Origin of the sequence: Spiroplasma endosymbiont of Clivina fossor (assembly GCF_964031115.1) — a bacterium.
GTDB lineage: Bacteria > Bacillota_I > Bacilli_A > Mycoplasmatales > Nriv7 > Nriv7.
Genome location: NZ_OZ035006.1, coordinates 1730488 through 1757486 on the forward strand (window position 1 = coordinate 1730488; position 26999 = coordinate 1757486).

At 27.2% G+C, this 26999-nt stretch carries 41 protein-coding genes; 19 read left to right on the forward strand and 22 right to left on the reverse strand.

The window, feature by feature from the left end:
- Positions 1 to 13: 13 nt before the first annotated feature.
- Genes AAHM82_RS10510 through AAHM82_RS10520 form a run of 3 tightly spaced genes read right to left on the reverse strand, consistent with a single transcriptional unit; the run spans position 14 to position 2333 of the window.
- Positions 14 to 1894, reverse strand: coding sequence for a hypothetical protein (locus AAHM82_RS10510; RefSeq protein ID WP_342263898.1), 1881 nt, complete (start codon positions 1892 to 1894; stop codon positions 14 to 16).
- A gap of 15 nt (positions 1895 to 1909) precedes the next feature.
- Complete coding sequence (locus tag AAHM82_RS10515; RefSeq protein ID WP_342263809.1) at positions 1910 to 2182, reverse strand: hypothetical protein; 273 nt, start codon at positions 2180 to 2182, stop codon at positions 1910 to 1912.
- Positions 2160 to 2333 carry a hypothetical protein gene (locus tag AAHM82_RS10520; RefSeq protein ID WP_342263899.1) on the reverse strand — a complete coding sequence of 58 codons (174 nt, stop codon included), beginning with the start codon at positions 2331 to 2333 and terminating at the stop codon, positions 2160 to 2162. The genes AAHM82_RS10515 and AAHM82_RS10520 overlap by 23 nt, the downstream gene beginning before the upstream one ends.
- Positions 2334 to 2398: 65 nt before the next feature.
- Here AAHM82_RS10520 and AAHM82_RS14685 point away from each other — a divergent pair, with 65 nt between their 5' ends.
- Complete coding sequence (locus AAHM82_RS14685) at positions 2399 to 2851, forward strand: helix-turn-helix domain-containing protein (protein WP_425288968.1); 453 nt, start codon at positions 2399 to 2401, stop codon at positions 2849 to 2851.
- The gene (locus AAHM82_RS14690; RefSeq protein ID WP_425289030.1) at positions 2848 to 3240 is read left to right on the forward strand and encodes a transposase family protein; all 393 of its coding nucleotides are present in this window, start codon (positions 2848 to 2850) and stop codon (positions 3238 to 3240) included. The genes AAHM82_RS14685 and AAHM82_RS14690 overlap by 4 nt, the downstream gene beginning before the upstream one ends.
- A gap of 144 nt (positions 3241 to 3384) precedes the next feature.
- On the opposite strand, the gene AAHM82_RS10530 is transcribed toward AAHM82_RS14690, so the two are convergent.
- From AAHM82_RS10530 to AAHM82_RS10605, 16 genes are all read right to left on the reverse strand, one after another.
- A complete protein-coding gene (locus tag AAHM82_RS10530; RefSeq protein ID WP_342263468.1) occupies positions 3385 to 3624 on the reverse strand; it encodes a hypothetical protein in 240 nt (79 codons plus the stop codon).
- Positions 3625 to 3646: 22 nt separating this feature from the next.
- Positions 3647 to 3895, reverse strand: a complete 249-nt coding sequence (locus AAHM82_RS10535; RefSeq protein ID WP_338968164.1) for a hypothetical protein — start codon at positions 3893 to 3895, stop codon at positions 3647 to 3649.
- Positions 3896 to 3897: 2 nt separating this feature from the next.
- A complete protein-coding gene (locus AAHM82_RS10540) occupies positions 3898 to 4218 on the reverse strand; it encodes a hypothetical protein (protein WP_342263467.1) in 321 nt (106 codons plus the stop codon).
- Positions 4219 to 4221: 3 nt separating this feature from the next.
- Complete coding sequence (locus tag AAHM82_RS10545) at positions 4222 to 5208, reverse strand: hypothetical protein (RefSeq protein ID WP_342223784.1); 987 nt, start codon at positions 5206 to 5208, stop codon at positions 4222 to 4224.
- A gap of 24 nt (positions 5209 to 5232) precedes the next feature.
- Positions 5233 to 5565, reverse strand: coding sequence for a hypothetical protein (locus AAHM82_RS10550; protein WP_342263466.1), 333 nt, complete (start codon positions 5563 to 5565; stop codon positions 5233 to 5235).
- Positions 5566 to 5643: 78 nt separating this feature from the next.
- Positions 5644 to 5874 (reverse strand): hypothetical protein, encoded by a 231-nt coding sequence (locus AAHM82_RS10555; protein WP_342263465.1) that lies wholly within the window; start codon positions 5872 to 5874, stop codon positions 5644 to 5646.
- A gap of 164 nt (positions 5875 to 6038) precedes the next feature.
- The gene (locus AAHM82_RS10560; RefSeq protein ID WP_342263900.1) at positions 6039 to 6260 is read right to left on the reverse strand and encodes a hypothetical protein; all 222 of its coding nucleotides are present in this window, start codon (positions 6258 to 6260) and stop codon (positions 6039 to 6041) included.
- Positions 6261 to 6262: 2 nt separating this feature from the next.
- On the reverse strand, positions 6263 to 6589 hold the full coding sequence (locus tag AAHM82_RS10565; protein ID WP_342263463.1) for a hypothetical protein: 327 nt from the start codon (positions 6587 to 6589) through the stop codon (positions 6263 to 6265).
- Positions 6590 to 7088: 499 nt separating this feature from the next.
- On the reverse strand, positions 7089 to 8093 hold the full coding sequence (locus tag AAHM82_RS10570) for a hypothetical protein (RefSeq protein WP_342263901.1): 1005 nt from the start codon (positions 8091 to 8093) through the stop codon (positions 7089 to 7091).
- A gap of 379 nt (positions 8094 to 8472) precedes the next feature.
- Positions 8473 to 8718 carry a hypothetical protein gene (locus AAHM82_RS10575; RefSeq protein WP_342263902.1) on the reverse strand — a complete coding sequence of 82 codons (246 nt, stop codon included), beginning with the start codon at positions 8716 to 8718 and terminating at the stop codon, positions 8473 to 8475.
- A 9-nt stretch (positions 8719 to 8727) separates the two neighbouring features.
- Positions 8728 to 9054 (reverse strand): hypothetical protein, encoded by a 327-nt coding sequence (locus tag AAHM82_RS10580; RefSeq protein ID WP_342190102.1) that lies wholly within the window; start codon positions 9052 to 9054, stop codon positions 8728 to 8730.
- 13 nt (positions 9055 to 9067) lie between these two features.
- Positions 9068 to 10051 carry a hypothetical protein gene (locus tag AAHM82_RS10585; RefSeq protein ID WP_342263903.1) on the reverse strand — a complete coding sequence of 328 codons (984 nt, stop codon included), beginning with the start codon at positions 10049 to 10051 and terminating at the stop codon, positions 9068 to 9070.
- A 37-nt stretch (positions 10052 to 10088) separates the two neighbouring features.
- On the reverse strand, positions 10089 to 10331 hold the full coding sequence (locus tag AAHM82_RS10590) for a hypothetical protein (protein WP_342262309.1): 243 nt from the start codon (positions 10329 to 10331) through the stop codon (positions 10089 to 10091).
- Between the two features lie 15 nt (positions 10332 to 10346).
- On the reverse strand, positions 10347 to 10541 hold the full coding sequence (locus AAHM82_RS10595) for a hypothetical protein (RefSeq protein ID WP_342263904.1): 195 nt from the start codon (positions 10539 to 10541) through the stop codon (positions 10347 to 10349).
- A 200-nt stretch (positions 10542 to 10741) separates the two neighbouring features.
- Positions 10742 to 10954, reverse strand: coding sequence for a hypothetical protein (locus AAHM82_RS10600; RefSeq protein ID WP_215825617.1), 213 nt, complete (start codon positions 10952 to 10954; stop codon positions 10742 to 10744).
- A 368-nt stretch (positions 10955 to 11322) separates the two neighbouring features.
- Positions 11323 to 11652 (reverse strand): hypothetical protein, encoded by a 330-nt coding sequence (locus tag AAHM82_RS10605; RefSeq protein WP_342263905.1) that lies wholly within the window; start codon positions 11650 to 11652, stop codon positions 11323 to 11325.
- A gap of 703 nt (positions 11653 to 12355) precedes the next feature.
- Here AAHM82_RS10605 and AAHM82_RS10610 point away from each other — a divergent pair.
- From AAHM82_RS10610 to AAHM82_RS10675, 14 genes are all read left to right on the forward strand, one after another.
- Entirely contained in the window at positions 12356 to 12733 is a 378-nt protein-coding gene (locus tag AAHM82_RS10610) for a hypothetical protein (RefSeq protein WP_342263481.1), read from the forward strand.
- A 25-nt stretch (positions 12734 to 12758) separates the two neighbouring features.
- Positions 12759 to 12983: a hypothetical protein gene (locus AAHM82_RS10615; protein ID WP_342263336.1), complete on the forward strand. Its 225-nt coding sequence runs from the start codon at positions 12759 to 12761 to the stop codon at positions 12981 to 12983.
- 3 nt (positions 12984 to 12986) lie between these two features.
- Positions 12987 to 13232, forward strand: coding sequence for a hypothetical protein (locus AAHM82_RS10620; RefSeq protein WP_342263335.1), 246 nt, complete (start codon positions 12987 to 12989; stop codon positions 13230 to 13232).
- A gap of 87 nt (positions 13233 to 13319) precedes the next feature.
- Positions 13320 to 13763 carry a hypothetical protein gene (locus AAHM82_RS10625; protein ID WP_342263334.1) on the forward strand — a complete coding sequence of 148 codons (444 nt, stop codon included), beginning with the start codon at positions 13320 to 13322 and terminating at the stop codon, positions 13761 to 13763.
- On the forward strand, positions 13741 to 14106 hold the full coding sequence (locus AAHM82_RS10630) for a hypothetical protein (RefSeq protein WP_342263906.1): 366 nt from the start codon (positions 13741 to 13743) through the stop codon (positions 14104 to 14106). The genes AAHM82_RS10625 and AAHM82_RS10630 overlap by 23 nt, the downstream gene beginning before the upstream one ends.
- An 83-nt stretch (positions 14107 to 14189) precedes the next feature.
- The gene (locus tag AAHM82_RS10635) at positions 14190 to 14696 is read left to right on the forward strand and encodes a hypothetical protein (RefSeq protein ID WP_342263907.1); all 507 of its coding nucleotides are present in this window, start codon (positions 14190 to 14192) and stop codon (positions 14694 to 14696) included.
- 245 nt (positions 14697 to 14941) lie between these two features.
- A complete protein-coding gene (locus AAHM82_RS10640; RefSeq protein WP_342263908.1) occupies positions 14942 to 15553 on the forward strand; it encodes a hypothetical protein in 612 nt (203 codons plus the stop codon).
- Positions 15554 to 15611: 58 nt separating this feature from the next.
- A complete protein-coding gene (locus tag AAHM82_RS10645) occupies positions 15612 to 17258 on the forward strand; it encodes a hypothetical protein (protein WP_342263909.1) in 1647 nt (548 codons plus the stop codon).
- A gap of 3 nt (positions 17259 to 17261) precedes the next feature.
- Complete coding sequence (locus AAHM82_RS10650; RefSeq protein WP_342263910.1) at positions 17262 to 18611, forward strand: hypothetical protein; 1350 nt, start codon at positions 17262 to 17264, stop codon at positions 18609 to 18611.
- Between the two features lie 18 nt (positions 18612 to 18629).
- The gene (locus tag AAHM82_RS10655; RefSeq protein WP_342262364.1) at positions 18630 to 18902 is read left to right on the forward strand and encodes a hypothetical protein; all 273 of its coding nucleotides are present in this window, start codon (positions 18630 to 18632) and stop codon (positions 18900 to 18902) included.
- Positions 18895 to 19035: a hypothetical protein gene (locus AAHM82_RS10660; protein ID WP_342262365.1), complete on the forward strand. Its 141-nt coding sequence runs from the start codon at positions 18895 to 18897 to the stop codon at positions 19033 to 19035. The genes AAHM82_RS10655 and AAHM82_RS10660 overlap by 8 nt, the downstream gene beginning before the upstream one ends.
- On the forward strand, positions 19035 to 20297 hold the full coding sequence (locus tag AAHM82_RS10665; RefSeq protein WP_342263911.1) for a hypothetical protein: 1263 nt from the start codon (positions 19035 to 19037) through the stop codon (positions 20295 to 20297). Before AAHM82_RS10660 ends, AAHM82_RS10665 begins: the two co-directional genes overlap by 1 nt.
- On the forward strand, positions 20278 to 20529 hold the full coding sequence (locus AAHM82_RS10670) for a hypothetical protein (protein WP_342263912.1): 252 nt from the start codon (positions 20278 to 20280) through the stop codon (positions 20527 to 20529). Before AAHM82_RS10665 ends, AAHM82_RS10670 begins: the two co-directional genes overlap by 20 nt.
- Before the next feature lie 98 nt (positions 20530 to 20627).
- On the forward strand, positions 20628 to 22322 hold the full coding sequence (locus AAHM82_RS10675) for a hypothetical protein (protein WP_342263913.1): 1695 nt from the start codon (positions 20628 to 20630) through the stop codon (positions 22320 to 22322).
- Between the two features lie 133 nt (positions 22323 to 22455).
- On the opposite strand, the gene AAHM82_RS10680 is transcribed toward AAHM82_RS10675, so the two are convergent.
- Positions 22456 to 22614, reverse strand: coding sequence for a hypothetical protein (locus AAHM82_RS10680; protein WP_342263914.1), 159 nt, complete (start codon positions 22612 to 22614; stop codon positions 22456 to 22458).
- A 368-nt stretch (positions 22615 to 22982) separates the two neighbouring features.
- Between AAHM82_RS10680 and AAHM82_RS10685 the strand changes: the two genes are divergently transcribed.
- Positions 22983 to 23489 carry a hypothetical protein gene (locus AAHM82_RS10685; RefSeq protein ID WP_342263915.1) on the forward strand — a complete coding sequence of 169 codons (507 nt, stop codon included), beginning with the start codon at positions 22983 to 22985 and terminating at the stop codon, positions 23487 to 23489.
- Between the two features lie 165 nt (positions 23490 to 23654).
- On the opposite strand, the gene AAHM82_RS10690 is transcribed toward AAHM82_RS10685, so the two are convergent.
- Entirely contained in the window at positions 23655 to 24767 is a 1113-nt protein-coding gene (locus AAHM82_RS10690; RefSeq protein WP_342263916.1) for an integrase core domain-containing protein, read from the reverse strand.
- A gap of 75 nt (positions 24768 to 24842) precedes the next feature.
- Between AAHM82_RS10690 and AAHM82_RS10695 the strand changes: the two genes are divergently transcribed.
- Both AAHM82_RS10695 and AAHM82_RS10700 read left to right on the forward strand, forming a co-directional pair.
- Positions 24843 to 26333 (forward strand): hypothetical protein, encoded by a 1491-nt coding sequence (locus tag AAHM82_RS10695; RefSeq protein WP_342263917.1) that lies wholly within the window; start codon positions 24843 to 24845, stop codon positions 26331 to 26333.
- Entirely contained in the window at positions 26317 to 26508 is a 192-nt protein-coding gene (locus AAHM82_RS10700) for a hypothetical protein (protein WP_342263918.1), read from the forward strand. Before AAHM82_RS10695 ends, AAHM82_RS10700 begins: the two co-directional genes overlap by 17 nt.
- On the opposite strand, the gene AAHM82_RS10705 is transcribed toward AAHM82_RS10700, so the two are convergent.
- Positions 26501 to 26971, reverse strand: a complete 471-nt coding sequence (locus AAHM82_RS10705) for a Panacea domain-containing protein (RefSeq protein WP_342263919.1) — start codon at positions 26969 to 26971, stop codon at positions 26501 to 26503. The two genes, AAHM82_RS10700 and AAHM82_RS10705, sit on opposite strands and share 8 nt — an antisense overlap.
- Positions 26972 to 26999 lie beyond the last annotated feature (28 nt).

A 26999-nucleotide genomic window follows, 5' to 3' on the forward strand; every position in this document is an offset into this window, starting at 1 on the left:
ATATATATATATATTATACAAAAATTCTTAATATCATTAGAAAGATGGCAAAACCGATTAAAAATTGAAAGGTATAGTAAAAGGCGGGTACTGTTTTAAAAACTGGGAAAATTGCGGTTGAAAAGGTAACTGTTGCTTTTGCAATAATTGCTAATGGCCGTAAAATTGTAATGATTTGCGAAGCCGTTAGCATTCAATTAATCATTTTGATACCAGCATTTTGAATGGCACAGCCAATGTCATTAAAAGTAGGGATTCATCGTCCAGAATATTTACAATTTGCTGGCGGAATTATGTCATCTCATTCCGAGTTAGTTGAACCATCAGGTATAAACGCTGTGGAATTAAGGACATTAAAGTCATAAATTTTAAAATTATAATTAGAGGTATTTGTTTTATGGTACAAAGGAAAAGTTAAGGTAAAAATATTAATGCCATAGCGAATATCAATGTCCGTATTGAAGTAATTAATGCTGTTAGCAGTCTTACTGGTTGGCAAGGTAATCAGTTTATTGTCGTAAGATTTAAGAACATTAAATTCAATTTGATAGATACTGTTATTATTTTTAATAGCATTAAAATTTTCTTGGTGCGTTTTTTTATCAAAAGTAAAAAAATAACTTCTTAGTAATAATTCTGAGTCTCCCATAATATTTACTAAGTATTTTTTGGGATAAAAAGTAATTAACGAACGATAAAAGAAACCAATTTGAATAAAATAGTTCTTGTTATAATTATCTACGCCTTTAAAATCAATTTCGGTATGAGTTTTTTCGTCCATATCAAAAGTCGCATAAAATAAACTGGAAAAGAAATTGCCAAAAATTTCATAGATTTCGTCAAAAACATTTTTGTACTCGCTGTTGTTAATACTAGGAATGTTGTTTTTAAAATAAAGGTAAATGTCATTTTTTAATTCAGGATCGTATCTCAAAAAACTAAATTTAACATTAAGATAATTTAAGGTACCAAAAAGATACTTAATTAAGTAATAATCGTTAGCATTTGCAGTGGCATATTTTCAGATTTCACTTTCACCGTGTAATAATTGTAAATAGTTATTACCCGCAATTAAGGTTTTATTAAAAGCTTTAATTTTCAAAATATTTGTATTAATTTCATCTTTACTACTAGAAGTTTTGTGATAAAAATAGCTTTCGTTTTTAAAACCATGATTTTTAATGGTAAATTCTTTGTAATACCCTTTTTCTAAAGTATTAATGAAATTAAATACTGGTGTTCAATAGAGATACGAGTAATTAAATTTATCAAAATCACCACGGTGAATCATTAAATAATCAAGGTTATCAATAACATCGCTGTATTTGTGATTACCGTCAAAGTTAATAGTTGTTTCTGGTAAATCAATATCGGTGCTATCTTTTTTAATTTCAATTTCAAAATCATTTGTACATATTAAACTGTAATCTGTTATATTATCATCTTGTTTGTAGTCATTTAAAATTGTGCCTTTTGCTCTGATTGTTATTTTTTTATTGATTACTCATTCTTTCTTTCCTACTTTGGTTCCATATGTAGTTATTAATTTTTGAATTTTTTGTTGTTTACTCTGATTATCAGAAAATTCTGATTGTATAAATTTGAAAGTAAGATTGTTTAAATTTTTTAATTCCGGTAACTTTTCATTTAAATCGCTATTATCTTTTTTATTTATATTGACTTCTATAAGTCTGGTTGTTGTCCAAGTTACGAGGTCACCAAAATGAAATCTCACCTTTTGTAAGTTTTTGATTTCAAAATTATAAATTTTATTATTTTGTCTTTTATTTCTAATTAGTGATTGTGTTGTCATTTCATCATTGTTAATGTTTTGGGAAATGGTAAAAATATTATTGAAACTAATAATTAGCACGGTAAATATTTTCATAAACATTTTTATCACTCCTTTTTAAAATATTTTATTTTTCATTGTTCTTTTTTCTTTAATTTTTTTAATAAGTCACTCAATACCACAATTTATAGTTACAGCTATTGTAATGCATATATCTAAATATCCTAGTATCATAAGTGAAATTAATGCTTCAAATTTTTCATATAATAATTTCAAATAATTAATTTCCAATTTTAAAAATGGAATGAAAAAGATAATAATTATAAAAATGTAAGGTAAAATTCTCCATCAATATTTTTTTAAAGAACTAATTAATTTGTTTGATTTCATTTTTCAAGGCTCTTTTTGCTTTAATTTTTTGAATAATAAAGCGGATTAATTTTTCAAATTTAATTGCAAAATATATTGCTCCGCCTCATCAAAAAACAAATATTCCTGCCAGCATAATACCACTATTGAACTTTCCAAAGAATTTAACCATCTCTTCATTAGACTTCTTGCAAAATTAATTTAAAATATAATTGAATTGTTGTTTTTAATAAAAAGGTGGAATTTAAATGAAATTTAAAAAAAAATAATCAAATAAGTGATAAAAATTTTTTAAGATTAACTGGTATTAAACATACTACTTTTAATAAAATGCTAGAAATTTTAAAAATAGAAGAATTAAAAAAGAGATTTCGTCGCGGAAGAACCAATAAATTATCATTAGAAAATCGTATTTTAATGACTTTAGAATATTGAAGAGAATATAGAACTTATTTTCATATTGCAAAAAGTTATGATATTAGTGAAAGTAGTTGTTATAGAAATATCAAATGAATTGAAGACACTTTAATAAAACACCCTAATTTTCAACAACTTACTGGTCAAAAATCACTATTAAAAGATTATTTCAAAGATAAGACTGTTATAATTGATGTAACTGAAAGCCAAATCCAACGCCCAAAAAAAGACAAAAACAGCACTACTCAGGAAAAAAGAAAAAACACACAATAAAAACACAAGCTATAATTGAAAAAGATAGTAAAAAAATTATTAGTTCTGATTTTTCTTATGGTAAAAACCATGACTTTAAAATTTTAAAAGATTCAAAAATTAAATTTTTACCAGAAACAACTGTTTTAGTGGATTTAGGTTATCAAGGCATACAAAAAATTAATCATAATGTTTTAATTCCTAAAAGAAAATCAAAGAAAAACCCTTTAAATAAAGAAGAAAAGCAAAATAATGAGCGAATTTCAAAAATGAGAATTGTTATTGAAAATGTTTTTGCTATACTTAAAAAATTTAAAATTATTAGTGAAAAATATCGAAATCGTAGAAAAAGATTTGCTTTAAGATTTAATTTAATAGCTTCAATTTATAATTTACAACTATTAGTTTAAATATATTTGATAATTTAAAATTTCAGTCTTTTTTTATTGTAAATAATAATTTTTATTATGTTTTAATGACAAAATATTTGTAAAAATAATCTAAAAATTATTTTAATAACACTTTTATATTTATTTTAAATTTAAAAATTATAATTATCATATTAATTTTGCAAGAAGTCTATTCATAAAATTATTAAATTCGTTACTTGTTCCGGTTATTCATTTAGTATCGATTGCTGTTAATGCACAAATTAATAAGCTTATAAAGATGAAAATGATACTTAATGCTATTTTTAACCATTGCTTTTTAAAAGAATTTTTAATTCTTAATTTTAACAGCGCTTTTTCTTTTGAATTATCTTTTTTAAATAATTTTACTAAAAGTTTTTTCATTTTAATTCTTCTTTCATATTTTTTATCGTCCTTTAATCACAATAAATAAGGCAATAAGTACACAAGTAACGCCAAGAATGGTAAAGATTGGATGTTGTGAAAATGTTCGTGCCATTGGTTTAAACAGTTCTAAAATTGTTAAATTGCTAGTAATAAACTTTTTAAAATTGGCAAGGCCTTCGCTAATATAGTTCGTTAAAGTTTCAAAATGACTACCAGCTAATAATCCAAGAACAGTTATTAAGATAAAAATAATAATTAGTTTAAACATCGTTAGTTACCTTGTTTTATTTTTTTATTTCTTTGTTTTCAATTAATTTTATTTGGATTTATTGGTTTTATTTGTTTTTTAACTTTTCCTCACGCACTTAAACGACCACTATTTTTAACGGCATATTGGCGTTGCTTTTCTAAATTAACTTGTTGACTGCCAAAACCAAGAATAATTGCCATAAGAAATTCTACAGCAAGCGTTAAGAATAAGGGAAATATTAGTTGAATTTTTGTTCCCGGCACTTCAAGACTTCAAATTAAATCAAAAACTTTATAAAGCATTTGGGCAAGAAAGTCGGCCATTTTTGCGAGATTTTCCATTTTTTATTGTTCCTTTTCTTTCATTTTTCTTAAAAATTTGCTAAATTTATCCATTTTTAAGTATTCTAAGTCTTCTAAATCAATTGCCGTATCAGTATAGTATTTATCTTCATAATCAGGATTTACTTTTGAATTTAAGTAATCTCTTAAAAATGCTAGGTAAAAAGAATTGTAAGTATTAAGTATTGGTAGGGGAATTTTTAGTTTAAAAAAATAAATATCAAGTTCAGGAATATCCCGGTATTTAATGCGACGACCCTTTTTACTATTTTTAGCATCAATTAAGGTGTTTCGTCAGCGTTCATATTCTTCAATGCTAGTAAAGGTGCCATAGATGACTTTTAAGTAGGGTCGAAAAATATTAACGGGTTTTTTACGAATGCCCACAATCACATTATTGGCAATATCACGAACTTTAACTCAAATATGTTTATCTCTTTGACCGCTAGCAAGCACAATATGACCGAAATGCCGTGCCAGAGCGAAATATTCTTGAATACCGGTTTCTTCATTTTTGGTATTATTTTTTTCTCAATCAGTTCCTTCTAAAAATAAATTGGTTTCATCTCACAAAAGTAAGGTTTTGTCTGGCAATACCGGATAATCAAAGTCTAATAATCCCATATGTCCTAAACTTAATTTTTGAGTTTCTAGTAATGGAAAGGTTGAGGCGATGTGATATTTCTTCTTTTTTAGTAATTTTGATGCGTATACTAGAAAAGCGGTTTTTCCAGTTCCCAATGAACCTATCACAATATTTAATGGTGAATTTTTTAAGAAATTAATAACTTTGTTAATTTGTGTTAAATTACCAATTTTAAAAAGGAAAATTAAAATACAACCCGCTAAAAATAAATAGCTCACAATGTTTTTAAAATAACCGTTGTAAATATATCAAATTGCTCCGCAATGTCATAAAATTAAAAATGAGGTGCGATTTAATTCAATAAAATGGTTATTTTTTTCTATTATTCATTTGCAAAATTTCATCTTGCACCTCACTTTATTTTTTTGTTAGCGTACAGCTCCAAGTAATTTTTCAAACATTTTAAAGCAAATAAAGAATATTGCCAAAATAAATGGAAAAATGAATATTCAGTAGTCAGCAAAGAAGTTACCGACTTGTGGCATATTAACAGCAATAATTTCTCACATTTTAGTAAACGCTGTTATAATTGCATTTCACAATTTAGTCATCGCGTCACTAGCTGTTATTTTTTCTACTGTTGCTGGTGCATCGGCCAAGAAAATTCCAAACATATAATCACCCCCTTTCTTTTTAAAACATTCATCATTTATATTCAAAGTTTTTCTTAAATTTGTTAAAACCACGATTAACCTTAACACGATTGTGTTTTTTCCTAATTAATTTTGAATTTCTTTGTGAATGCATCACAATTTAGCTTCGCGACATTACTTTTGCTTCTATCTAAATACTGATATGGTTTTTCAAAGTAGCATTAGAATAAATCACACCATAACTGCTGTCAAGAATCAAAAAGCAATGTTTGCTATTAAAAGTCAAAGTGGCTCTTCAGTTAAATTAATTTCTTTACCACCAGTAATATGAGCTGGAATAGTTGTAATTTGAATAAATAAATCTCAGAAAGTTTGTTTAATTTGTTCTCAATTAAATTCTTTTAAGTTTATTGTCATTTTTTATCTCCCAAAAATCATTTTTATTGGTAAATACATAATTGAAATTAAGGCGAAAAGAAAAGTAATGATAATAATTAATCCGGCAATAAACGCAACTTGTGCAGGCATTTTTTCTATCGGAACAAACAGTTCTAAGAATTCCATGATAATTTTTCAAAACATTATTTTTTATCCACGTTATTGTTTTTTGAATTAGGAGCTTTAACTCATTCTTCAAAGCGAGCAATAAATACTTTTTCGTCTTTTGTAAAATTACCAGTATTACTTTTAATGGCATTTTTATATTTAATTCGCATTTTTATTTTGGCATAAATTTTATAAGCAAAATATGCCAATAGCATTATGCAAATGATAATAAATATTATTCCAATCGCAATATTCATTTTTAAACTCCTTTAAAATAGTTATAATTTATATCTTTTTTGTTGTTTTCTTTTTCGGCAATGAAGAAGCCTAATAATTCTTGGCCTTTAATTAACTTGGTTTCTTGCTCTTGTTGATTAATTGAAATTACTTGATATTTACTATCTTTTATTATTCCGATGCAAATTGAATTTTCATATTTTCCTTTATAAACAAATCGCTTTGGAAACCAAATACCGATTTGTTCACTAAATCACGGAATTTTTGGGGCTTTAATAAGCATTGCGTTTTGTGTTTCTTTTAAGAGATATTTCTTAGTATTTAAGAAAATGTTTTCAATGTTTTTCATAATAAATTACCTCTCTTATAAATAAACTAAGTTATATTAACTAAGTTGTTAGTTAACTTAGTTTTTTAAACACTTATATATCGCAGATTTAAGTGTTTAACAAACTTTGTTACTGAATTTTGTTTTTTAATTAGATAAAGATTTTAATAATTTTAAACTTAGCATACCCCTATATAGAAATTTTTACACTTTAACATCCGCATCCTACCCTTGGAACTAATTTAATAGCGTGTATATTTTTAGGAAATCCACCCATTCATTTTTTTATTGCAAAACGAAACAAATTGCTATAGTTAATAGGATGTTATCTATTAACTGGTAAACTTCTTTTGGTTATGGCGACCACCCACAATTTATCGTGCTTTAATACATACCAACATTATTAATTCACTTGTATTTAATTTTCAAAGAACAAATTTTTAACATCTTATAAAATAAAAAGACAATCATTGCTGACTGTCTTAATACTTATTCAAATCTTTTCCCACCTAACAAAACTTTATGCGTCCCCATAATAATTAACTTGTCCAAAAAAGGTATTAATAAAATCTCCTCCAAAACTTGTTCGCGAGCCAGATTTTCAAAGTGATTTACCATTTTCTAAAAACTCATTATAACCCACAATGCTACCATGCTCAGTTTTTATAGTAATAACATCACCAAAACTAGAAAAGGAAAGTTCTCTAAAAATAATTTTTTCCATCATATCAGCTTCAGGATATGAATTTTTGCGACTTAAACTAAATTTACTATTTTGTTTAAAACCATTTAATTTAATTGATATTTCACTCATATATTTAAAATTCTCATCAAAGAAATTAAAAATTGGCACTCAATATAAATAACTATAATTAAATTTATCAAAATCTCGGCGTTGTATCATTAAATAATCAAGTTTATCTTGAAACTGATTATACTGATATTCACCATCATTTTTAGTTATTACTGTTGGTAATAATTGCTCGTTATCTTTTTCAGGTAAAGGAGGCATTTCCGTCGAGAATGAAGTGATATGAAACATTTTCGTGTTAAGACCTTGTGGAACTTTCTTGTTAAGAAATACTTTAAAATTAATTAAATTATCAATAAAATAAAATTCTTTAAAAGGTTTGAACTTATAAGAACCATTAGAACGATAAAAGTTATTAATTTGATTATAACCAGCACTATCTTTGTCAACAAATAATTGAAGGGCTGGTCTTTGAACAAAATCGCCATTACCTATTTGAATATCAAAATCACTAGAAAGCTTTAAATCAGTAGCATCAATTTCTAAATGATATGAACCCTGACCATAACCACTAATTACTCAAGCACTTTTACCAATCTTGGAAAACTCTAATTCACAACTTTCACCACATTGACTGGTGTTTGTAGCTCGTTTTTCTCGTTTCATAAAAAATTGTTCCATATTAGGTTTTGGTGGTTGTTTTGTATCAAAGAACACCCCTAACGGTACCAAAATAATAAACATTACAATAAATCAAGAAACAATCTTATGCATCTCATCACACCTTAAAACTCTTTTTTATCGCTTTAAAAGCATCAGAAAATTTATACTGTTGATGTTGTGGACATTCACAATTAGCAACTTGCATTTGATGCTTTCTAAAAACTTTATTAAAGTAATAACCCCTAATAATTAACTTAATACCAGTTATTAACAAATAAACGATTAATAATCAAAAATACACCTTAAGAACTATATTTTGGAAATCAAACAATATAAAATCTTTAAAAAACTCATCTGTGTTAGTTCGAATTTTTGTTAAAAATATTCAAATCAGAGTAATAAAACTATGAAATATAATAAAAAAATGTATAAGACCTAAACAGCTTTTAAATCATTTAATACTTAATATTTTCTTTAACTTCTTCATTTTTTAACTCCTTAAAATTAAATATATTGTTGATAAAATACAAATCGTTCCTAAAATTTGGAAAATCGGATGTTGGGAAAATAACCTTATCATTGGTTTAAACAAATCTAAAATTTTAATATTATTTGATAAAACTTTATTAAAATATTCTAAACCTTCACGCACATAGGCTCATAAACTTAAAAAGTCATTTAAAGCAAAAATAGAAAAAACAGCAACAAGAATAAATAAAATTATCAATTTAAACATTTTAAAAACCTACCTTTTTATTCGCCGTCCATGTTGATTAACTCACGGTCTATTTTTAGGACTATTACCACTGAATTTCTTAATTGGACCACTAGATGATTTTTTCTTTGCTCCTCAATTAGCAACTGATTTTTGATATTTTTTACGAAAACCAACTTTTGGTCGTTCAATATGAATACCTAAAATACCACCAATTACAAGATTTATTACAAGCATAATTAGCGGAAAAATAATAATGCGAATATCTGTTCCAGGAATGGTTAAAGTTCAAATTAAATCAAAAACTTTATAAAACATATCGCCAATCAAACTAGCCATTTTTTCTAAGTTTTCCATTTTTTAAACTCCTTTACTTGTTTTTCTTCTTCAGATTATTTTTTAACTTAGTAAGTATCTTACTGAATTTTTCCATTTTTAAGTATTCTAACGCTTCAATATCCATTACATTATCATTTCAAAATTTATGTCGATAATTATCGTTCAAAGCACGATTACTTAATTCACGCAAGAATGATAAATATTTATTATCATAAAGATTTAAAATTGACATCGGAATTTTCAATTTAAAGAAATAAATATCTAATTCCGGAATGCTACGATACTTGATTTTGCGACCTTTTTTATCATTTTTTGCATTAATTAGAGTTAATCGTCATTGTTCGTATTCGCTTACCGATTTAAAAGTGCCATAAACAACTTGCAAATAGGGTCGGAAAATACTAACCGGTTTTTTTCTAATGCCAACAATTATTGAATTCGCAATATCACGAACTTTAACTCATATATGTTCAGCTCGTTGTCCGCTTGCTAATACGATATGGGTAAATTGTCGAGCCGAAGCGAAATATTCTTGTAAACCTTGGGTTACTCTATCATTTTCTTTATAGTCAGTTCCTTCTAAAAATAAGTTAGTTTCATCTCATAACAGCAAATGCTTTTCTTCTAATATCGGATAATTATAATCTAATAAAGACATATGCCCTAATGAAAGCATTTGTTTATCCGTAATCGGAAAAGTAGAAATCGTTTTTCAACCACTTAATAAGTAAGAAGCTAAAACCATTAAAGCGGTTTTTCCAGTTCCTAAGGCACCAATTACTAAATTTAAAGGTGAATTTAATAAGAAATTAATAAAACTACGGCGAGCAAAAAAATGAGAAATTTTAGTATATAAAACATACAAAGCAATTAATAAATAAATAATATCAAATAACATTCTTCAACTTTGGGGATTATAATAATGCAAAATCGCACCATAGAATCACGCAATAATAAATAAAGTGCGATTTAAAGTCACAAAATCATATAATCTTAAATTTATTTTTTTAAACAATAGCATCACTTAAATCACACTTTCTTTATTTTTATTACTATCTGCCAGGCATTAATTTTTCAAACATTTTGAAAGCGATTAAAAATAAACCAATAATCACGCCAAGCAAGAAAACTCAATATGTAGCAAAGAAATTAACGACATTTGGCATATTGCCACCAATAATATCAGTTCAAATATTACCAAATGCTTTAATTAATGCTTTTCATAAGTTAGTAACCGCTTGTTCACCAGTAATTGCTACTGGTGTATTTCCTTCTACTAAGAAATTTATTAACATATAATCACCCCCTTTCTAAACAAAATATGATTTAACCTTATAAAATAAAATAACCATAAATAAGACAGTGAATACTAATACCATTCAAAAGGCAATATTTGCTATTAAAAGTCAAAGTGGTTCTTTGGTTAAATCAATTTCTTTACCAGAAACTCACGCCGGAATAGTTGTAATTTGGATAAATAAATCTCAAAAATACAATTTTGTCATTTCTCAATTTAAATCTTTTCAAGCAACTAAAAACATAATAATTACCGCTTAAAAGGTCAAAAGAGTAGAAAAATAATTGCTGAGAAGAGCATTACAATTATTAAAATTGAAAACAAAAATACAACTTGGGGTGGTAAATCAGCAGTTGGATAAATTAATTCAATTAATTCAATAATTATTTTTTTAAACATTTTCTAAACCTACTTTTTAATTTCTTTTTCATCTTGTTCTAACAAATTTCGTTTAAACTTTGCAATAAATATTCGTTGTGAATAAGTAAAATCTTTTGGTAGCTGTTTTGCTTCACTACCATATTTCTTTTTATCTTTAAAAAACCGATAAATATTAACCGCAATATAGTATGCTAGTAATAATGTTAAAATCGTAAAAAATACTAATCCAAATATACTCATCTTTCTTTTCTCCTTAATTTTCTAATTTTTTAATATGCAATATCAACACAAAGTCAATTATCACCAACTAAATCAGTTCTAACAGATTTAACTGCAGATTTAGACACTCAAAATTTTTGTTCTAATCCAGTTTTTTTATTAATAGAATAAACTCTTGACAATAATCTTTGCCAGACTCATCCACATTAACTCACATTTTCATTTCTAAAACTCCTCAAAAAAATTGCAATAACTTAGTTAAATAACTCAACTAACATAGATAATTAACGGGCGGAGGAGCATACGCTTTCCGCACCGTTTAAACACCATAAAAACTAACTAAAATATTTTTTTATTTACCCCTATTCTTAAAACACCGTAAAACATTTTTAAAATGAATTTTTAAAATAATCAAAACTTACAACCTTTTTATCATGTTCTTTTTCAGCAACAAAAAAACCTAACAACTCATGACCTAAAATCAAACTAGACTCTTGACCTTTATCATTAATAAAAACTAACCGATATTCACCATCTCTAATTATTCCTATACAAATAGAATTATCATATTTTCCTTTATAAACAAATCGTTTCGAAAACCAAATACCAGTAGATTCATACAATCACGGAATTGCTGGTGCTTTAATAAGTACTGCATTTTGTGTTTCTTTTAAAAGATATTTTTCAGTATTTAAAAAAATATTTTCAATATTTCTCATATACATACCATCCTTACAATATTTAGTTATATTAAACTAAGTTATATTTAGCTTAGTTATCTAACTAAGTTAAATATTTATTTTTTTAAACATTTATGTTTAACAAAATTTGTTAGTAAACTTCGTTTACTAATTAACTTAGTTTATTATTATCAAGGCACAAAAAAATACAAGGCATAACTAAAAATAATAAATATTAATTTAACCTTATATTTCTTGTAATAAATAAATGAGCTCATATTTATTTATTAATTAACAGCAAGTTTGTAAAAACCAAAATCTTGTCATATGTATATGGTTTCTACATTTTTAGAACATCCGTGTAAGGTAACACAGACATTTTAGACCAGTAAGAATGTTCCTCTTAACAATAATTTTTTAAAGGAGGTAGGTATTTTAATTAATAAAATTAAACTAACTTTATTAATTTATTAACTTGTTCGAACAAAAACTAAATTCTATTTAAAAAGTTGTGTTGTAAATATGAAAACACTTTTTAGGTGTGCCAAAAAATGCTTTTTGGTAATTTCGAGCATTTCTCGTACCTAGTTAGCTAACATAACTTAGTTAAACATAAGAGAAATAACATAGATTTCTTAGATAGTTAACTATGTTAGCTAACTAGGAAATTGCATATAAGGAAGGATATATATTATCTTTTTACAAAAACCAAAAAATTATTGATATGAGGAGTTAATAAATAATGACTAACTTAAAAAATTTATTTTTGAATAAAAAATATATTGTTGCTGAAACAACAAATGCGATTTTACTATCAATTCCCAATAGTGGTGGTGGTTCTTGAGTTCCTAGAAAACTAGTATACCCATCAATTAAATATGCAAATCAGATGGTGATCGGTATTTTTCCAGAAAATGATTATGAAGTTATTAAGTATGATGCCAACGGTGCACAGAAAATTACAACCATTAAGGGGCAAGAAATTATTAATTTGTATGAAGAAGTTAAAATTAAAAATCGACAAAAATTTTTAGAAAATATTAAAAAATCTGAAGCTGATAAAGATATTAATTTTAATTATATTATTCCCGAATGACTAAAAGAAACTGATTTAAATTAGTTATTAAATCTTGAACAAGTACGAAATGGCTAAAAAATATTGTTATGTTATATATTCTTGCGAAACCAATGAGTTAGTCGGTGTTTATGATAGTGTTGGTGAAATTGTAGAACGCTATTATGGACTTTCGCGTAATGATCCTAATTTTAAACGAAAAGTACACTCATTAGAAACTGTAATTTATTACAAGAAAAAAGCCATTCGTCCGCGGAAATGAATTATTTATAAAGAAATAATTGAGGAAGATTAATTAATGGAAAACAAACATTTTTATTGACTTAAAGCGTTACGCCAAAAATATTCTTATAAAGAAATAATTACAGCGTTAAAAGCAATTAATTGTCAATTAAAAGAAAAATCATTGCAATGTGAGTTTAAAAGAATAGAAAATTATTGTAAGCGAAAAACTAAAAAAACTTATGATTATCAAAATTGCTGTGTGCCACAAGAAAAATGTACTCATTTTCTTTGCTGACAACACATAAGAAGAAAAATATAATATGTCTAAATCTTTATTGAGGCGTGGTTCACCGCTTCCGATTACTCAACGAAAAAATGTAGTTGTCATAAGGTAAGTATTTAGTTTATGAATTATATAGTTGGTATTGACCCCGCAGGAATCGGTTCTACTGGTATTGTTCTTTGGAATTTTGAAAATTCATGCATTGAATTTAACGAAACAATAATTTCTGAAAGCGTTGAACAAGCAATTTTTAAAATTAAAAAATTATTTGATAATTTTAAAAGAATAGAAAATTTTAAGCCATTGTTTATTATTGAAAATTTTTTCTTAACTAAAGGTAGAACGATTACCAATCCTTTAGCAACCTCAGAACTTATTGGAGCAATAAGCAGTCTTTTAAGGTTTAAATATCATTGGCACTTTCTTAGACAAGAGCCTTCTAAAAAGAAAGGATTTTTTTACAAAGGAAACTTAAAACTTACCAAACACGAGCACGATGCGTGAAAGCATATTCAATACTTTTTGGGTAATGAGGTAAAACAAAATGTTAAAAGCACTAAAAACTAAAAAAGAAAATGAAGTAATTAACTATGTTAATTTTGTAAATTTGACAGTTATTTTAAAAGATATTCCCAAAATCACAGAATTTAAGCAAAAAATAGCTATTAGTAGTGTTGTTGTTAAAGTTGTTAATGTTCAAGTTAGTTGAGCGGGTCTTAATTACACAACGCTCTCTATTTATGAAGAAAAGTTGCAAAAAGAATTCTTAAAATTAAAAGAACACGATATTATTTTAATTGAGGGAAAATTACACAATCGTTATTATCCAAATAAGACCACCCACAAAACATTTTTTAGCATTGAGGTTGAAAAATTTAAAAAAATTGGAAAAAAAAGAAAAAATAAATAGCTAAAAACTCAATAATTAGAAAAACTCATTAGATAATTAAAATATCAAATGAGTTTTTTATTTGAAAAAGGAGTACACACCAAATGAAAATTAGAGATAAAAAAATCGTCTTTATTGGTGAAGACGGACAACTCGAAAAAAATGCTGATGGAACTTTTAAGGTGAAAAATTTATATCGTGGCTTCACTGAGCAAAATGACTATACTGCTAATTTTCAGGAAAAAGCAAAAAATCTGTTACAAAGAGAAACGGATGCACTAAAAAAACTTGCCGACAAAGAAAAAGAACATTTAACTTTTAAAAAAGAACAAGAAATTAATAAGTTAATTCAAGATGCCAATATTGATAATCAATTTATTAATTTTGTGAAAAACTCAATTAATTTTGAAAACGATATTGAAGTAATTAAAAATGATATTAATAATTTTGTGGCCACGATGCCAAAAATTAAATACACATTAGACACAGGAGGCGTTCCAAATAAGACTGATGATAAAAATACTAACCCTTCTAATTCAGAAGAAATAATTTTTTCATCAGATGCTTTAACCCCTCAAGAGTTAATGTTTAAAAGAAAGGAAGATAAATAATAATGGCGTTTTTTATTAATGTTGACCAATTAAGAACATTGGTTTCAAGCAAATGAAGACCCGAATTTCCACGAACAGGAAGTTTAATTCACCAACTTTTTGCAAATGAAATAGCTTTTACCGAATTTGAATACGGTGAAAAGGTAGTTATTCCACTTGCAACGGACGGAGTTATTAATAAAACATGAGACCCAAATACTGGTTCCAAATCTAACTATGCAACGAGAAAAAAAATAGAAGCTACCTTGGACAAGGTAATTGATATTCAAGAACGCATAGGGCGTTTAGAGAGTAAAGCAGTAGGTCCCAAATTCATTGAAAGTAAGATTATTCGTCTTCGTCAACAAATGGCTGAAATTTATGACAAATACGATGCTGAACAATTAGTGGCTGGTGGTACAGCAATTGCAACCGCAAAACCGATTACTAAAAACACAATTCTTGAAGAAATGGCAAAAATGCGAATTGCTGTTGTCAATTCTGAAAATGAGTGGACAAGTGGTTTCTTGCTCGCGACGGCTGATGTAGTGACCGAAGCTACTTATGCGAAATTGGTAACCGCTTCTCCTGATGGTGTGCTAGGTATGGTTAACGGAGTTGTCGGTGTTGTTAATGGTTGTATAACTATTGAAGTGCCTAAATCTCGCTTGCCCGAGAATGTTAATATGATATGAGTTAATACTTTGGCATATGCGACATTTACAGGTATTGATTTGCCTATGGATGTAGGTATGTATACAGACGAAAAATATATGGGACAAGTTTATATTGCTGAACGAGAATTTTTTACTGGTAAAGTTGCTGTAGCCAAAATGGTTCATTATCACAAAACAACACCAGACTCAGGTGGAGACTAAGGTGAAAAAGATGATTAAAAAGGAAATTAGGCTATAGCTAGGTAGCCTTTTTTAGATTATGCCCATTGGAACTAATATAACTGCTTTGCAGTTGAGAGTTATTAAAACTACGCGGTTGCCTCAAAAACAAGAAAATGATTTTTTACTGGAATTATTAAAATTTGTTGGTGTGCAAGTCATTGGTATTTTATTAGCAAAATTTACTGCGGGTCTGTCGCTAAAATTTTCTCTAAGTGCTGGATTATCAAATTTAACATCCCAATTAATTGCTTCAAGTGTGCGCGTTGTAACTGATTTTACAATTAATCAAGTCTATGATATTTATAAAGAACAAAGTAATACAATAAACACTTTACTTAATTTAACGCCAGCTATTGGTGAAATTAGTAAGATATCAAGAGCTTATAAAACAACAAAGTTTTTTAATCTAGCGAAAGAAAATAAAATTATTAATCACTTAGGAATAACAACGGCTAATAATTTAGAGCAGGTTATTTCGCAGGTTCATAATAAAAAAATTATTCTTGACAAATATAAAACTTGATTTGACTATACTAAAAAACCAACTAAAGAAACCATGCTTAATCATTTAGGATTTTTGGCACGAAAACAATTTGTTAAGAATTATAAAAGTTCAAATGTAACAACATTAGGTCAACTTTTGGAAATGGAAACATTACTAAGAAAAATTAATCCTAATCTTGTAACTAAAACAAGGATATTTAAAGAAAAATGAGGTAATCAATTTTTAAATCGTTACGGAACAAACATTAATGAAATTTCAAAAATGCCAACAGAAAATTGATTTAATTTAATTACCCAGATGCAAAAATCAGGAATTCGTCAAGGTACATTATTGTCACTAAATACTTTACGAGCAGAAAATGTTTTTCGTTCTCAATTTCTTAAAAGATTTAATAAAATTATGGAAAAATCAAAAAAATTACAAAAATTGTCGCCAGCATATCAAATTCAAAAAGGTTTAAATAAAGTGTTTGAACCTGTAAGAAAAACGATTAAAGAGATAGAATTAAAGACTAAAACCAAAATTCAAGAATATACAAATTTTAAGAACATTATTTCAAGAGTGCAAAAGAAAATAATTACCGATGGTACTTTATTGCCATTAATATCTGATGTCTTTTTTGCAGTCAAAGTTAAACCAACAGGAATACTAACAGATATTGCGATTACAATTTACTACCAAAATCCTGAATATCGACCAATAGGACCAATAATTACTACTCCCTTAAAATTACAACAGTTAATAACTGCATCTAGTCCTTTTAAATTTTATATGTATGAAAGTGGTTGATCAATTGGTTGGGGTAAAACTAAAGGTAACATATTATCTTTAATGCCATTTTTACCAGCAAATGTTCAAGAATTTTACATCAATAGCATAAAGTTATATCGAGTTTTAACTCCGCTTTTAAAAATAACTTATGACCGTTATAAAGAAGGAAATTTATTTAAAGTTAAAGAAAATTTAAATCAAGTTTTTAATAAAGACAACTATGTTAATTGAGCCGTTGATAGCGTTTTGGGTAAGGGAATTGTTTGACGAAATGTTAAAAACCGCATTGTTAGGCCACTTGTTAAAAACAAAAATATTAATTTTAAAATTAATGCTAAAAATATGATCCAAAAACAAATAACTAAAAAAATTACTACTATCAATAAAAAACTAAATCGGAAGTGATAAAAAATGCTCTTAAAAGAACTTTGACCAAATATAACCATTAATGGTTATCATACTATCAAACCACTTACTGGAACCTTAGATGCTATACCATCTAAATATAAAGATTTAAATTTTGCTAATTTTGATGATTGATTTAAAACTTTCGCTTTAAGAGCTCAAAATGATTGCAACATGTATCTTGACTTTATCTTTAATAAGTGAGAATTTACTACTTTTCCTGATGAAATTAAAGAAACCGTTATAGACATGATTTATATTTTGATTGAGCATTGAGTGTTTAACAGAGTTCCAGTTGAATTTTTTGTTGATGCAACAAATAATTTGAATATTTCTAGTACAAGTTATATCGCCTCTACTCTAGCAAATAATACTCAAGATAGGATTCCACAAAGAGTTAAAGCATTAGCTAATTTTACAGAATTAAAAAATTTTTTAATTCCTTATAATGATGAAAATACAGTTGATGCCAATATGATTGATTTAGGTTTGTATTACAGTAAATTTGTTGTTGATAAGTTATTAGAAAAAGAAAAAAATGAACGATTAAAAAAACAATTAAAATTTTTTCAAAGTCGCTGTCAGGATTACACATGCCCCCAAAATCCTAATCTTAGAGGGCCTGTAACTAATTTAGTTATTGAGGAATATGCAAGTTCTGATTATGAACATGAAACAGAAACTTTAACGGTATCTTTCCCTAAACAAATTGGCACTTTACCACCAAATGCTTTACAACCTAATCCTCAAGAGGGCGATTATACGCACGCTACAACAGCTGATTTTTCTGCCAAATTACAAAAGCAACTAAATTTGATTTTTCAAAATTTTCAAAATATCCAAAAATCGTTAATTGGAGCGATTGCTTGATTTTCTCAATTAAAAAAATTGGAAGAGGGTTGACTGCCACTTTCAGAAAAGGCATACACCGTCATTCTTGCCGACGGCAGTCAATTGGTGACGCCTAGCCTTCGCGAGGGCGATTTTGTGCGACACAAAAAAGACAATCCTTTAAACGCAGAAAATGACAATGTCGGTCACCACATTCATCCGATTTATGTGGCTCCGAAATTAGACAAACCCAATTCTTCTTTTGTTTTCAAATGAAAAAAAAATTATTTTTTTACAACAACAGGGTGAAATGTGGGCACAATGCCCCACACGCCGGAAGATTCTGACATTGTTATGCAGTCCTCACTTATTTTGGATGCTTGACCAAAAGAGGTCCCGGAAGAAATTTATTTATTTTTTTCAGCCGAAACAGAAAAAAATGAAACTGATATTTTAGAAACCCGCCCACAAAATACTAGTTTAATAGCTCACATTTATGTGGGCCTAGGGGCTAAAATTAAATAAGAGAGGAGAAAGTATCATATGAATTCAGAAACAGTAGCAAGTATTTTTACAGCAATTATTGGCGGTTTGGGTGGAACGGCTGGCATTACGGGAATAATCTCGGCTTTAAAAACAAAAAAGGAGGCGAAAAAAATGGAGCAAGAAAATAAAGAAGCGTTAAATAAAATTGATACTAAATTAATGATTATAAATAATAAGATTGATATGGTTATTGCTATCAAAAATAATAACGCTAATAAAAACGAGATTAATATTAACAAACCAAAACGAGGAGCTAAAAATAATGGCTAAAAAATTATTTTGATTGAAAATGTTAATTTACTTTTTAAACTTTATTACTCTAGGACTTGTACCTTTGGGGAAATTAATTTCTGAAAAAATTGAAATTTTAAAAAAACAAGTTGAAGAATTGGAAAGTAAATAATGCCATTACGATTTACTAAAAAATGATTTAGTGATAAAGATGATAATGTAGTAGTTAAAAAACGCGAAATTGAAAAATCAATTTTGCGAATGTATGGTTTTGCTCCTTTTGGTCATGAAGATTATTATAAATCGTATGTGTCCGACACTATGGCTAATGCATTAACTCCTAAGAAGTTGGAAATTAATATTAGTCAACAAGATTTATCACCAAAAATAATGGCATGACTTTATAAAAATGATTTTCAAAGTAAAAACTGGATTAATGAGAAACGAGCTAGCGATATTGGTATTTCAGCATTTCTAATTTTTTTAAATCAAGGAATTATGAATTTTCAACCCATACGAGTAGCAGAGCGAGAATATGATGTGTTGGGAAATTTAATTCAATGTACAATTTTTTACGACGACTATAAGAAAAATAATCTTAATTTACGCATGTACGAAACTTACCAATTAGAAAACAGCAAAGTAAAAATTACGCGTGAAATTTATGAACTAAGCACCAAAAAAATTGTTGACAATAATGGCACTTCCAAATTAGAACAAACAATAATAAAAGTTAATGATTTTGAAAAACAACGCAATAATGAAAAATTAAATATTAACCAAGTTTTAGAAATTAATTACATACCAATTGCAATTTTTTCTAATTTACCAAGTGAGCGTGCTGACATCGCTGGTGTTGAAGATAAATTGAAAGCTTTAGATATTTTTTATGAACAAAGCATTCTAGATGCGATTTTAAACGCCACAAGATTTCTTATTAATACAAATTCACTTGTTGGTAATGTTCAAAAAAATGTAAATAAGATTATTGATGATTTTATTAAAAATCATGTTTTAGTCATGAATTATGATCAAGCACAAAATCCAATACCCTTTTCTACTATTAATGGTCAATTTAGAGGAAAAGAATTAACTTATTTATATGATTGAAATGTGACCGAGATTAATAAACGGATTGGAATGCATGTACCTGCAATTCATAAAGGGGCTCAACAAACTCGTCAAGAAAGTTCTGCGGTTAATATTCAAACTAACAATATGCTCGAGCAAAAATTATTATTACGAGAAGAAGCCCATGCAAACTTTATTTACTTACTACTTAAATTTGACCGCGACTTGAATGGTAACAGTTTTATTTCAAAAGAACTTGAAAAAATGACAATCAAAGTCAATTTGAATGTAACGACCACAATTGGTAAAGAAATTAATAATATTGATATGAAAGGACAAGAAAATGGCGGATTGGAAGACTAAACCAAGTCAAGAAAATGAAACAAAATATCGTGATTATGCAATTGATAATACTCCACTGGACTTTGCAAATTACACCGAACAATCAGACCCTGACTTGCATACAATTTATAACGAAACAAGAAAACGCGAATTATATATTTACCCTTTAAATAACCTGATTAAAAACACAAATAAACCCCTAATTTATACTTTTCTCCCAATGTTGTTAAAATTGGCTTTATTGACCCGTTAGAAGTTAAAAAAACGATTGCTTATGAAGTTAGTGACTTTAATTTAGAATTAGATGCTCGCAATGCTACTAATATTCAAGATAATAGTGTTGAATATACTATGGTCGATGCCAAGACTATAATTTTTCAAGATGAAAGTTTATACGGCAAATTTAATCTTCATGTTGTTTCTATTGGTGAACCGGCAAACGAAAATAATTTGGATGAATTGTATATTATAAATTCTTATACTGAACGCCATGCCCCAAAATCAATTAAGGTAACCAAGGAAACGGTTTTGGTACGGGTGCAAGATTTTAAAGTTCGTGGTTCTAATCCCATTATTGTCCGTATTCAAAAACAATTGCCCGAAGATACAAAGGTTAAAGCAATTACTATTAAATTTCCACGGCAAGCTTTATTTGGAAATATTAAATTAATTGGGGAAGTAAACGGCGTGGAGGGTTATCCGCGATTATTTATAGAAAATGACAAGGTTATGTTACCAATGCTATCAATGCCGATTGAAACTGAACCAAAAGTTAGAATATTGCAACAATGAATGTCTAGTCAAGTTTTAGCATGAGAAAAAGCAAAATTGTTTTTTAATGAGAAAAGTGCTTTAGATTTGATTACGGTTGGTGGCGGAACAGAATCAAGAAAAAAAGTTTTTATTGATGCAAGAGTAACATCAATGCATATTACTAGAAATACACAAAAATATCAGAGTGTACCTGTTGGTTGCCTACCAGTGGATTTATTAAAAGAAAATATTATTTTAAATGAAACAATCACTCTACCTGGTGCTATCGGCGGACTTAAGCCAAGTTGTCTAGACGCTACCTCATATAATTTAACCAAGAATTATGATAGAGTGGAGTTAGAATTTAAGGAAATATTTAGGATTGACAGCTTACAAAAAGTATTATTAGACATGTTAGATTATACTTATAACTATCGTTCTAATTTTAAACACGCTAAATATTATTCCGATGAAGATAAACAATTTTTATACGGTCAACCAAAAAATGCTGTGGCTAAATTAAAAGAAGAAAAATTTGTTGGTCAAAAACCAGAAATAGTTATTACAAACTTATTTGAAGATTGAAAATTTGAAAATCCAAAATTATTAAAACATCCATCAGTACAAATTTTTAAACAAATTATTATGATGCTTTCTGAATATATTTTTTCAGAATTATCTATTAATATGGGTTTAAATGACGATTATAAATTATTATTGCCTTATTATTTTGAGCTCATTTCAGTTCCATTGGATGAGGATGGATATTATAAATTTAAAGATGTAGAAGTTGTTTTAAAATCAGAATATTTTGATTTTCATAATAACCAAATTAAATTAATTAATAATGATATTTCGCAAAATCAATTATTTAAATTGAATAGTAACCAGTTTAATTGACTGCCATTAATTAATAATTTGGAACCAAACGACATCCCTAGTTTATTGCCAAAAGATATTAAGTTAGCAGATGGCAATTATGGAAAGAATTTTGTTAATTTTATTATTGATAAAAATAATTTAAATTTAGTAATGAAAATTTATGGTAGTAGCTTAAAGAAATTGTTAAGTAATTTTGAGTGAATGAACGAAACAAATAAATTTGATAACATTAATAGTTGTAAATTTACTTTAGAAGATGAAATAAAAACTTTTAAACGATTAGAAGTTTCAGCAATTTTTGGTAAAGGAAAATATAGTTTTGAAATTGAAACTGATGATAAATTAATTAAAATTAATAATATTGATATATTTAATGATAAATTGAGTTCATATTCAGTATTAGAAATTTAAGTTTGATCTTACTGGTTTAAAATGGTTACCTTACACACATAATATAAACGAATCTCCAATATTTATACGAAGTGCATATTTTGTTTACAAAAGAAGAAAAAAGACGATAATTATCGTCTTTTTTCTTCTTTCACTACCTCTTTTTAGATTTTAAGTTATAACCAGCACCGTCGGTTCAATTATCTATTCTATATAGTGCAATGCTTCCTAAAATTATTGATATTACTATTCCTGTAATCACAAATACCCCCCCCCATATTTTTATTTTTCTTTTATTTTTTTGTTCTTGCATTTAATAACTCCTCCAAAAATAAATTTAATTAATTGGGACTAAAAAGAGACCTTTCTGGGTCTCTCTTGTTTTGTTTTTGAAATTTAATGTCGGCTGGTCGGGTTGCTTTCACAAACGAAGCGTCAATATACTAGCATTTTATTAAGCTTACAAAAAATCTCGGCACCGCTTTTCAACCTGTTAGGGGTCCGCGTTTAGCAGGACCTTGGGGACCCTGACTTTATTGAAAGAACTTCCGTAATTTTTTTAATTTTAATAAACAACTAGATTATACACGCAGATTTTGTGAAAGTCAACCCTCCCAGAATCTTACTTTTTAAAAAATAGTGTATAATTAAGTTAATAATGATAGGGGGGGTGTCTTAATCATGGAAAATAATAATGTTATGAATATGGCGAAATATTTAGTTTGTAAAAATCCAGCTTTATTTAACTCAAAACAGCTTTTTTTAAAAAATGACTTCGAAATGTATAAGGGGGAATTTATGCTTCATAATTTGCTTCATTTATCACAAGTTTTTCATTTATTAATTAAGAATAAACCTTTATTTAGTGTAAATGAAGAAGTGGCATATAACAGTGGACCTGTTATTAGAAGTATTCGTAAACAACATAATAGATCTTTAATTTTTAATACAAAAAGTGAAATTAATTTAAGTAAAGAAATTAAAAGTTTTATTGATAATATTTATTTATTTTTTGAAGATGCAGACCTTGATGAACTATTTGAAATAGCCCATTATGATCAATGCTGAAAGGAAACATTTCAAAAAAGTGAAAAAAATATTAACGGCGATAAAATGGATGTTAGAGATTATATTAATTTTTATAAAAAAGAATATAAGATTGCAATAGATCATTTTTCTGAGTTGTAAATCACACACAGTTATTAGACTATGCTTCTCTTAATTGATTTCATCATACCATATTTTGTATTATTAAAATTAAAAAAATTAATTTTATTCACAATAAAAAATATTTAATTCAAAATTTAACCAAATTAAAACATTTTTCAAGAGTTTCTATTATTTTTTAAATAATTATTTTGCAATAATAAATTTATTTAAAGTTTCAAATGGAGTTTTGTAATTCAAGCTTTTATGTTTTCGTTTGAAATTATAAAATGCGTACCACTCATTCAAATGAATTTGTAATTGTTTAACATCAAATTTTATTTCAAAACCACATTTTTTAAACCAAAATAAACTATTATAATTACGGTGAAACCGTTCAATCTTTCCGTTGCTCTGAGGAGAACGGATTGGTGTGGTTTCATGGATAATTCCATTTTTTGAAAGAAAGGTTGTAAAAGGCCTTTCTTTTACTTTGTATGCTTTTTTATTACTTCAATTAGTAGTAGTGAATTCCGGAGCATTATCAGTGCGAATGCGTTTAATTGTTATGCCAAGTTCGCCAAAATCTTTCATTGCTCTTTGCATGGCATTAATGGCATTATTGGTTCCTAAACTATCATACACATATCCAAAAGCAATTCTTGTTATTTCGTCAATGAAATCATAAACATATAATCTATACTTAGCAATAGGAAAATTTTTATCAGTAAACACTTTAGCATCCATTTGTAAAAGACCAATCTCGGAAACTTCATAACGCTTAAAATGGCGTTTTGCTTTTTTCATTTGCGTTTTTATTTCTCCATAGCGTTTGTCTTGTTTAATTCAACGATAAAAAGTATTAATTGATTTGGGGACATTATTTGTATCGATATCATGCACATTTTTTTGATGAATATTATGATAAAGCGATAATACACCGCCCGCACCTACAAATTTGTAATCAAAGTAATAATCACAAATTTGTTTTCTGGTTTCTAATGAAAATTGATATTTAATATTTTTTGGTGTTGTTGATTTGAATTGCAATTCATAAAAGTTGTCTTGATAATAACCATTAATAATTTTTTTAGCTCAAATATAAAATGTCATTTTACTACCACGAAAATATTTTTTAATCAATTTATTTACAGATATGTTATCTGTATTATTCATATATAAGTTGGTACATAAATTGAGATATTTACTTACTCATTTTTTTACTTTATAATAATATTTTTCATGATAAATCGTAGTCATTCAAGATTGTAATTTAGCTTTTAAATCTGCTAAATCATTTTTAGATACAATATACTTCATTTTCTATTTCCTTTTTTATTTTTTTCTATATCAAACACATAAAACAGTTAATATCCATAGATAATAATTAGTATAATGAAAAAAATAACTAATTACTCACAATTAAATAAAAAATATGACTTAAATTTTAGCGACAATAATTTTGGTTTTACATGAGAAATCTTTAAGGAACTAGTTGGCGATGATTGAGCAGAATATTTTACAACGAGGTGTTTTTATCGATTTGTACCTACCGCTAGAATGACCTTTAAAACTTGAAACTGTTTAGCTTGGGATTTATGAATTTGTTGTAACTTTACAGATACATCCGCTCAAGAAGTACGACGCTATGAAAATACACATCCTGAAACAACAATTGCTGATTTACATAATTTATGTCAATATTTAGAAGAAAAGTATGGCGTTCAAATTGGACCTGAGCACTCTACGGTGACTGGGATAGTTTGAAAATTGAATAAAGAGGGCGGAGAAATAATTTTTCCTTCCAATCAACGAATAACTTTTATTGGTTATGCCAACGGTAATAGAATTTTTGGAACAGCTGTAAAAGGTTCTAGTTTTTTGTGTTCACGAACTGACGAAATAATTATGGCAGAAGAAAAAGAAACTTTGAGTGATAAACAATTAATTTATAGATATGAGCGTTTACAAATGTCAATGTTTCGTAGCAATCGGATTAAAGTTTCTGACAAACCCATAAAAGAACTTTCTTGAACCTTTGTTGATAAAATGACAGGACAACAAGAAACGCGCTACTTATGAAAAAGTTTTTTTGTCGCCTTCACTTGCAACCCCTATGATAAATATCACCCATTTTATGAAAAATACTGTACGCCATTTTTACCATTAAACGACAAGATAATGAATTTATTAAAAGAAACTGGTAAAGTTTGATACGAAAATGAAAAAGAATTTGAGGGTTTAGGAATTTTTGTTTTAAGACTAACATTAGACTCCACTTGAAATAAATTACCAGAAATTTCAAGAAAAAAAGTAAACCAACTTAAAAAAGATAACCCCGATGAATATGCTATTGTAAAATATGGTTTTGAGTACTCAGACAGTGATAGTACTATCTTTCCGTTTCGAAAACATTTAAAATATACACAAAAATATGATTTAAAAGATTTTTATGTTGCCACTATTGATATGTATAAATTTGATTTTTATAGTATCGGGATTGATTGAGCAACTGGACCAATCGATCATACTGTGCTAAAGTTTTGGGGATTTCAAGAATATAAAAAAACTGAACTTTACGATTCATATTTAATATGTGAGATTGTTGTAACACCTGAAGATAATTTTTCTGAAAATGAAAAAATTAGTTATCTTGTAGAAGAAATCATGACTTTAAGAGCAAATTTTTATAATTTTGCTGATGTTATTTTTAATTATGATGATAAGGCAAAAACCGCTATGGAATGAATTAAAACAAAATTAATCGAAGATTATAGTTTTAACATTCGTACCAGCACAGCCATTAAGCACACAACACCATTAACCAAAGAAGCTGGTTTAACAGACCGCGTTATTTGAATGCGTAAATTTGTTTGGATTTGGTAATTGTCATATAAATTTACAGAATAATCCTTTTACTGCCAAATGCTACGAGGAATTAAGATATGATGAAAAACGCACTAATGTTCCTGACCCAAAAATGTATCTTGATCCTTATGATGCAGATTTTTATGCGTTATATGCTGTAAGACAGTTTATTCGTGGAAAAAATACTAATTAATTATTATATCCCGATCACTTGGCAAACTAATATCAAGTCCGTTTCTTGCTTTTATTCAATATTCAGATTTATGTGCTTCTGCTACAAGAAGCATAGCTGACAATTTTGAATAATCAATTAAAGCTTCATCAATTAATTTACAAACAGTTTCATTTTTTAAATCAGGAATTATTTTTTTAGATGTTTTTATTTCAACAATTTTATTATCTCTAAACTTTATTTCTGAAGACGGAAAATAATTAAAAAATAAACCGTAATCTCTTGTATGATAATAAATTTCTCTTAAAACTGGACCATATACTCATGCTTCAAATTTTTCATCAAACAACAATAAACCAGTTTTTTTGTAAAAATATATGTAAGAAAAATACATCAATTTTTGTAATTTAATAGAACTATTAATATTATATTTTTTAGTTATATACTTTGCTATTGAAAAAATATTTTGTTTACCTAATTTCATTTCAACCACCTTCAATCGTTTATATTTT